Annotated in this window: 8 protein-coding genes; 5 read left to right on the forward strand and 3 right to left on the reverse strand. The window is 36.5% G+C overall.

Annotated features, from left to right (window positions below; all coding sequences use genetic code 11):
* The 3 genes from Megvenef_RS06435 to Megvenef_RS06445 all read right to left on the reverse strand — a co-directional run.
* Window positions 1–585 (reverse strand): type I glutamate--ammonia ligase (locus Megvenef_RS06435; protein WP_322777154.1); only part of this gene is annotated, 585 nt, incomplete at its 3' end.
* Between the two features lie 16 nt (window positions 586–601).
* On the reverse strand, window positions 602–1609 hold the full coding sequence (gene asd / locus Megvenef_RS06440; protein WP_322777155.1) for an aspartate-semialdehyde dehydrogenase: 1008 nt from the start codon (window positions 1607–1609) through the stop codon (window positions 602–604).
* On the reverse strand, window positions 1606–1962 hold the full coding sequence (locus Megvenef_RS06445) for an HIT domain-containing protein (RefSeq protein WP_322777156.1): 357 nt from the start codon (window positions 1960–1962) through the stop codon (window positions 1606–1608). Before Megvenef_RS06445 ends, asd begins: the two co-directional genes overlap by 4 nt.
* A 129-nt stretch (window positions 1963–2091) precedes the next feature.
* Between Megvenef_RS06445 and hslV the strand changes: the two genes are divergently transcribed.
* The 5 genes from hslV (at window position 2092) to Megvenef_RS06470 (ending at window position 7010) form a co-directional block, all read left to right on the forward strand.
* Window positions 2092–2652, forward strand: a complete 561-nt coding sequence (gene hslV, locus Megvenef_RS06450) for an ATP-dependent protease subunit HslV (RefSeq protein WP_322777157.1) — start codon at window positions 2092–2094, stop codon at window positions 2650–2652.
* Complete coding sequence (gene hslU / locus Megvenef_RS06455; protein WP_322777158.1) at window positions 2649–3977, forward strand: ATP-dependent protease ATPase subunit HslU; 1329 nt, start codon at window positions 2649–2651, stop codon at window positions 3975–3977. The genes hslV and hslU overlap by 4 nt, the downstream gene beginning before the upstream one ends.
* A 141-nt stretch (window positions 3978–4118) precedes the next feature.
* Window positions 4119–4412 (forward strand): cupin domain-containing protein, encoded by a 294-nt coding sequence (locus tag Megvenef_RS06460; protein ID WP_322777159.1) that lies wholly within the window; start codon window positions 4119–4121, stop codon window positions 4410–4412.
* 93 nt (window positions 4413–4505) lie between these two features.
* On the forward strand, window positions 4506–6044 hold the full coding sequence (locus Megvenef_RS06465; protein WP_322777160.1) for a YifB family Mg chelatase-like AAA ATPase: 1539 nt from the start codon (window positions 4506–4508) through the stop codon (window positions 6042–6044).
* A gap of 267 nt (window positions 6045–6311) precedes the next feature.
* Complete coding sequence (locus Megvenef_RS06470; protein WP_322777161.1) at window positions 6312–7010, forward strand: class II aldolase/adducin family protein; 699 nt, start codon at window positions 6312–6314, stop codon at window positions 7008–7010.
* Window positions 7011–7188: the final 178 nt, after the last annotated feature.

Consider the following 7188-nt stretch of genomic DNA (forward strand, 5'->3'; position numbering starts at 1 on the left):
AATGTGAGTACTGTAGCTAGCCGAGACATTTGCTATGATAAACTTGGTAATAATAATATTATCCGCAAGATCAATTACTGTCTTACCCTTAATACCAATCACAGATTCATTATTTGTTTTGCCGTGATGGTGATAAGTTGACTCAATTCCAATGTTTTCTAGAGTAGAAATTATGTCTGCTCTTAAATTTGCGTATTGATCGATTGGGTCTGCTATACAATGCAGACCATTATTTTCGCAACTTTCATCTACAACCCAAAAGCTAATTTGAGCAAAATACTCATTAAATAAAGGATAATTAGCAGAATCATGAATTTTTTCAGCTACATTACGCTGATTTGTGGTGCTAGCATGATTTTCGCAGTAAAAACTGGTTGTTAATTCACTTCTAAATGGGTCAATGAAAGCTTTAGACTTAATTGGATGTAGGTTAAGATTAGTTGCCGCGAAAAAAATACTGTTTTTTATAGCTCTGGCGGGAACATCAATCTGTTTTAAAAAACCATCATCTCCCAAATACTTAAAGGAAGCAAACTTAGCTTTATGCTTTTGGACTAAGTTTATGTCATCTTCAGATAGTTTCATAATACTAAAATCAGTGTCAATTTTTTATAAGTTCTTCCGCTATTTGGACCGCGTTAAGCGCCGCACCTTTTCTTAAGTTATCAGCGCAAATCCACATATTAATACAATTTACTTTCGAAGTGTCATTTCGTATCCTTGAAACAAACACATCGTCATTTTCAACTGTGTCTATAGGGGTTGCGTATTTCATTTCATTTTCAAGGCTATGAACAACAACTCCATCAGCTTCATATAATAACTCTTCGGCCTCGTCTGCTCCCATCCTATCTTCAAATTCTATATTAACTGACATCGCGTGGGAAACAAAAACTGGTACCCGGACACAAGTTACTGTCGAATTGATGTGATTTCCTATTATTTTTTTAAGTTCTTCTTGGATTTTATATTCCTCATCGGTAGAACCATCTTCTCTAAATTCTCCAATATGTGGGAATAAGTTAAAAGCTATTTGTTTTGGAAAAACGCGAGAATCAAGGTTTTCAAAGACGAACTTAGCTTTTGTTTGTTTATATAATTCGTCCATAGCCAACTTACCGGCACCTGATACCGATTGATATGTTGAAATTACAACCCTTTTAATTTTAACCGCGTTATCAAGAGGTTTTAATACAACAGATAACGGTATTGTGCAGCAGTTTGGATTTGCTATGATACCGGCTTTGAAGTTTTTGAGAACTTGCAAGTTTGCTTCTGGAACAACCAACGGTACGTTATCATCAAGTCTGAATAATGAAGATTTATCAATTACAATACATCCTTTACTTACTGCTTCTTTAGCATACTTTCTTGATACTTCTGAGCCGGCACAAAAAAAGGCGATATCTATGCCAGAAAAATCAAATCCTTTCATCAGGTTTACTTTTAGTGTGTCATCACCGAAGCTCACTTGACGACCTACCGAGTTCTCCGAGGCTAGAGCAATGATTTGTTTAACAGGAAAATTTCTGCTAGCTAAATAGTTTAAAACTTCTCTGCCAACGTTTCCGGTTGCTCCGACTAGGGCAATTACGTATTTCTTTTTCATAGGTTTTTATCTACTAGATTGATGTTTTTTGATCCACTTAAAATGTGGGTATGGAAGTGGAATACAGATTGACCAGAAGATGCTCCCTTGTTACTCACAGTACGATACTCATTAGCGCCATTATCTTTGGCAATTTTTGCAATAGTTCTGAAGTAGTGAGTAGTTTCGGCAAGGGATGCTTTTTCAACAAAATCAGCGAAATCAGTATATTCTCCTTTAGGCATTACAAGTATGTGTATTGGAGCAGCAGGATTTATATCTTTAATTGCAATTACCATTTCATCTTCATAAAGTTTTTCAGCTGGAATTTCTCCGCTAATGATTTTAGCAAAAATATTATTCTTATTGTACATTATATCCTTGTTTCGAGTGATTCTTCTTAATATTATCTTTTAATCTTACTTGCAATTTAGAATGAGGGTGATTATCTATCACTTATGCTATTTATACAAGTTCATTTATAAAACAAATAGAAATAAATTATGTCCGATAATTCAACGCGTAGCCCCAGTCATCATGGCACCACCATACTTTGTCTAAAAAAAGGCAAAGATATTGTGATTGCTGCAGATGGCCAAGTTTCTCTAGGAAATCATATAGTAAAAGCTACTGCTAGAAAGCTAAGGACGCTATCTGGTAATAAAATTGTTGCAGGCTTTGCTGGATCAACAGCCGATGCATTTACTTTATTTGAAAGACTAGAAGCAAAGCTTGATAAATATTCAAATCAGTTGCTTAGGAGCGCAGTCGAACTGGCTAAAGACTGGCGCACGGATAAATACTTACGTAAGCTTGAAGCTATGTTGATTGTAGCTGATAAAGATAACATATTAATTGTAACAGGTAATGGAGATGTAATAGAGCCAGAAGGTAATGTAGCTGCTATTGGTTCAGGGGGATTTTTTGCTCTCTCAGCAGCGAAAGCTCTGATGTCTATTGAGACAAAAATGAACGCTGAAGAAATTGCGCTAAAATCTATGAATATTGCAGCAGATATTTGTGTATTTTCAAATCATAATATTATTACTGAGAAGGTTAAATGAGTTCAAAAAATAAAATGGGATTAACCCCCGCTGAAATAGTTGCGGAACTTGATAGGTTTATTGTAGGTCAAAAATCAGCGAAAAAAGCTGTAGCAGTTGCATTGCGTAATCGATATCGTCGTGTTCAAGTGCCAGAGCCAATGAGAAGTGAGATTGTACCGAAAAATATCTTAATGATTGGGTCTACTGGTGTTGGTAAAACTGAAATAGCAAGAAGATTGGCAAAATTAGCTGAAGCGCCATTTATCAAGGTTGAGGCGACTAAATTTACTGAAGTTGGTTATGTTGGACGTGATGTAGAGTCGATAATTCGTGATCTAGTAGAGATATCAGTTTCATATCAAAAAGAAAAGGCTAAGAAAGAAGTTGAAGAAAAAGCAAAAATCACCGCAATAGAGCGCATTTTAGATTCTGTTGTAGGAAAATCAGCTTCTTCTGAAACTAGAGATAAGTTCAGAGTAAAGATTTTGAATGGTGAGCTTGACACAACTGAAATTGAAATTAGCGTTAAGGATACTGGTCCAGTTGGAGGCGGTAGTTTTGAAATTCCTGGGATGCCAGGTAGCGCCATGGGGGTTCTTAACATTAACGATATGTTGGGAAAGGCGTTTGGTGGAGATAAAATGAAACAAAAGAAGCTGACAGTGGTGGAGGCTATAAGCATCATTACGTCAGAAGAATCAGATAAAATGATTGATGAGGAAAAGACTATTGCTATTGCGGTAAACTCAGTTGAAAATGATGGTATAGTGTTTTTGGATGAGATAGATAAAATTACTTCTAGGTCGGAAGGAAAGGGTCCAGAAGTAAGCAGAGAAGGCGTACAAAGAGACCTGCTTCCGCTTATTGAAGGGACAAGCGTTGTCACAAAATATGGCACAATCAAGACTGATCATGTATTGTTTATAGCTTCGGGTGCTTTTCACTTGTCTAAGCCTTCAGATTTATTACCAGAGTTGCAAGGGCGTTTACCAATCCGAGTAGAAATGACTTCTCTAACTAAGGATGATCTAGTAAAAATTTTGACTGAGCCTGAATCAAGTTTAATCAAGCAATACATAGCATTGATTAGTACTGAAGGAGTAGCCCTTGAATTTACTGATGATGCAATTGACTCAATAGCTACCTACGCTGCAAGCTTTAATGTAGAAATAGAGAACATTGGTGCAAGAAGATTACACACTATACTTGAAAATTTGCTTGAGGAAGTTAGTTTTGAAGCTAGTGATACAAGCAATAAAAAGATAAAAATTGATAGTAAATTTGTTGATAAACAAATCTCAGGTTTTATGAAAAATATGGATTTAGCAAAATTCATATTATAATGCCAGTTTTGGGTAACGAAATATGTGTTTATAGGTTTCCATAGCGAATGGTCCAGTTGTTTCTTATTTAGGCGTTATAATTTAGGGGTGGTAATAACTATTGTTTTATATCTTATTAAATAAAAAATTGAGGAGTGGGTTGTGAATGGAGTTATTAATTTTAAAGAAAAATTTGACAAATTTTCTGAAACCTGGACTCCTAAAATTTTAGGACAATATGAGCTTTTTATAGTAGTTGCTGGCCAACTAACTATTATGATGAGAGATAGAGAAGTATTATTACAAGCTGGTGAAAGTTTTATAGTACCAAAAGGTGTGGAGCATAAACCAGTAGCTAATGATGAGGCGCATGTGCTTTTGGTGGAGAAAGCAGGAACTTTAAATACGGGCGACCGAAGAACTGATAAAACTGTTGTAGATGAAGAATGGATTTGATCTTACCATATTTGAAAATTATATAAAATTGATAATTAGGTAAAAATCTTCATGAAAAATAATGCAATTATCCATCATATGAAAAAACCATAAATGATAACAAAAGTAGCCAGTTTAGCCTTTAATGGTATTGATATTATTGATGTAGACGTCCAGGTTCAGATTGAACCTGGTATACCTAAGTTTATAATTGTTGGTCTCGCTGATAAAACTATCGCCGAATCTAAAGAGCGAGTCAGGGCTGCTTTATCATCAATTGGACTGAGCTTGCCGGCAAAAAAGATATTGATTAACTTGGCTCCTGCGGATCTTGTAAAAGAGGGGAGTCACTTTGATTTGGCAATTAGCGCTGGAATTCTAGCTAGTATGGGGGCGCTGCCTGCTGACGAGATAAGTAATTACCTTATTTTAGGAGAATTGTCGCTTGATGGTAATATACTGCCAGTTAGCGGAGTTCTGCCTGTGGCTATGGGTGCAACAGCGCGCGGAAAGGGTTTGATATGCTCAAAAAGCAATGGTGCTGAAGCTGCCTGGTCGGGTAATGAAAATATCCTTGCTCCAGGTAATTTACTTGAATTGGTAAATCACTTTAAAGGAACACAAAGCCTGCACCAACCTTCAGCGGGGCTATTTCGTTCCGATGTGAATTATCCAGATTTAAAGGATATAAGAGGCCAAAAGGTGGCAAAAAGAGCCCTTGAGATCGTGGCAGCTGGCGGCCATAACCTATTGATGTTTGGTCCTCCTGGTGCCGGAAAGTCAATGCTTGCCGCTAGATTACCCGGCATAATGCCAGAACTTTCGTCAGCAGAGATTCTTGAGTGCAGCACTATTGCTAGTATAGCCGGTAATTTAGAAAATGGTTGTCTGACAAAAGAACGTCCATTTAGAGCTCCTCATCACTCATGTACTGTAGCGGCTATGGTTGGTGGGGGCGCTGGCAGAAGAGTAAAACCAGGAGAGATTTCTTTAGCGCATAATGGCGTGTTGTTTTTAGATGAATTACCTGAATTTAATACTGGGGTTATAGAGGCTCTTCGTCAGCCTTTAGAGACAAAAAAGGTGCTGATTTCTCGCTCTGGAGCTCATATTGAATATCCAGCAAATTTTCAATTAATAGCAGCTATGAACCCATGTAAATGTGGCTATTTGAATGATCCGTTTAAAGCTTGTAGTAGAGCACCTTCATGCGCAACTAGCTATCAATCAAAAATATCTGGACCAATTTTAGATCGTTTTGATTTACATATAGAAGTTGGGTCCTTTGAAGAAGGATTTGCATATGAGCAGATACTATCTGTTTCAGGAGAAGAGGGGAGTGAATGTGTTGCAAAAAGAGTAAAACGTGCCCATGAGATTCAATCTCAGCGTTATGAAGGGTATAATATTAGGCTAAACAATGGACTTGACGGCCAATTGCTTATTGATTATGCGATCCCTGTTGATGAGGGCAAAGATATTCTTAATGAAGCTGCTAAAAAATTTAGGTTATCTATGCGTGCTTATAACCGCGTGCTAAGAGTTGCCAGGACTATTGCAGATTTATCAGGTTCAAACAATGTAAGAAAAGATCATATTGCTGAAGCTTTAAGTTATAGACAGATGGACTATTATCGACTAGAAGCAGCGTAAAAGTTAGTCTAATGGTCAATTTACGTGTTATTTTCGTTCTCAAAGCCTAGTTTTGTATTTATTGAATACATTCCGGTTTTGCAGGCGAAAATGGCCATAAATCTACTTCGTTATACTAACTTTGTTAACTGTGCCATGTAAATGACTGTAGCAAATTAACTTGAATTAGGTGAGTTAATTTCGCAAGATTAGCCTGTGCTCACGTATTCATATACGATGCGCAGCTGCCTAAAATTAACTCACCTAATTCAGTTAAGAAGCTATAATATGGATACTAAAATAAAAGAAGATCTAGCGTATGCTTACAGGATAATTGCAAAGCTTGGGATGGATGATCATACATATACTCATTTATCCGCAAGGCCAAAAGGAGCTGACTATTATTATATATACCCTTTTGGTTATCGTTTTGATGAAGTCACACCTTCTAGTCTATTAAAAGTTTCTTTGAATGGTGAAATTATTGAAGGAAAAGAGAAGCAATATAATAAAACAGGATATGTAATTCACGGTACTATTTACCGAAATAGAGATGAGCTTAACTCCATTTTTCATCTACATACCATAGCAACCGTTGCAGTATCCGCTATGAAAAAAGGTTTGCTACCAATCAGTCAATGGGCATTGCATTTTTATGAAGGCGTAAGTTATCATACTTACAATGCGCTTGCGCTTGATGATTCAAAGCATGGTGATCCAATGGTTCTGGATCTTGCGGATAAGAAGGTTATGTTTCTTCGTAATCATGGATTTATTACCTGCGGCGAGACAATTCAAGAGGCTTTGTTTTATTGCTATCATCTAGAGCTTGCTTGCAAAACTCAAATGGCTGCGCTTTCTTGTAATTCTGAACTAATTATTCCAAGTCATGATATTTGTAAGCAAACTTGCCAAGATGTTCTTTCGTTTGAAAAAAATCTAGGAGAAAGGGATTGGGAAGCGTGGGTAAGGTGTCTAAGTTTTTAGCTAGTCTCCCCGCCAAAATTGATAAGAATCATGTGATTTAAAAAAATTTCACAAAAAAGGTAGATTTGGGAGTTTATCGATTGATATTTTTTGATAAATTTTACGTAGAGTTTTGGTCAAAATTTGGAGTTTTTGAACTTTAGACAAGTAGAATGGTTAACGAATTTACCTGTAATTC

Source organism: Candidatus Megaera venefica (assembly GCF_034554655.1).
Classification (GTDB): domain Bacteria; phylum Pseudomonadota; class Alphaproteobacteria; order Rickettsiales; family Rickettsiaceae; genus Megaera_A; species Megaera_A venefica.

Coding starts and splice junctions, on each gene's coding strand:
- asd (WP_322777155.1), bottom strand. CDS start 1,609: ATGAAAAAGAAATACGTAATTGCCCTAGTCGGAGCAACCGGAAACGTT.
- Megvenef_RS06445 (WP_322777156.1), bottom strand. CDS start 1,962: ATGTACAATAAGAATAATATTTTTGCTAAAATCATTAGCGGAGAAATT.
- hslV (WP_322777157.1), top strand. CDS start 2,092: ATGTCCGATAATTCAACGCGTAGCCCCAGTCATCATGGCACCACCATA.
- hslU (WP_322777158.1), top strand. CDS start 2,649: ATGAGTTCAAAAAATAAAATGGGATTAACCCCCGCTGAAATAGTTGCG.
- Megvenef_RS06465 (WP_322777160.1), top strand. CDS start 4,506: ATGATAACAAAAGTAGCCAGTTTAGCCTTTAATGGTATTGATATTATT.
- Megvenef_RS06470 (WP_322777161.1), top strand. CDS start 6,312: ATGGATACTAAAATAAAAGAAGATCTAGCGTATGCTTACAGGATAATT.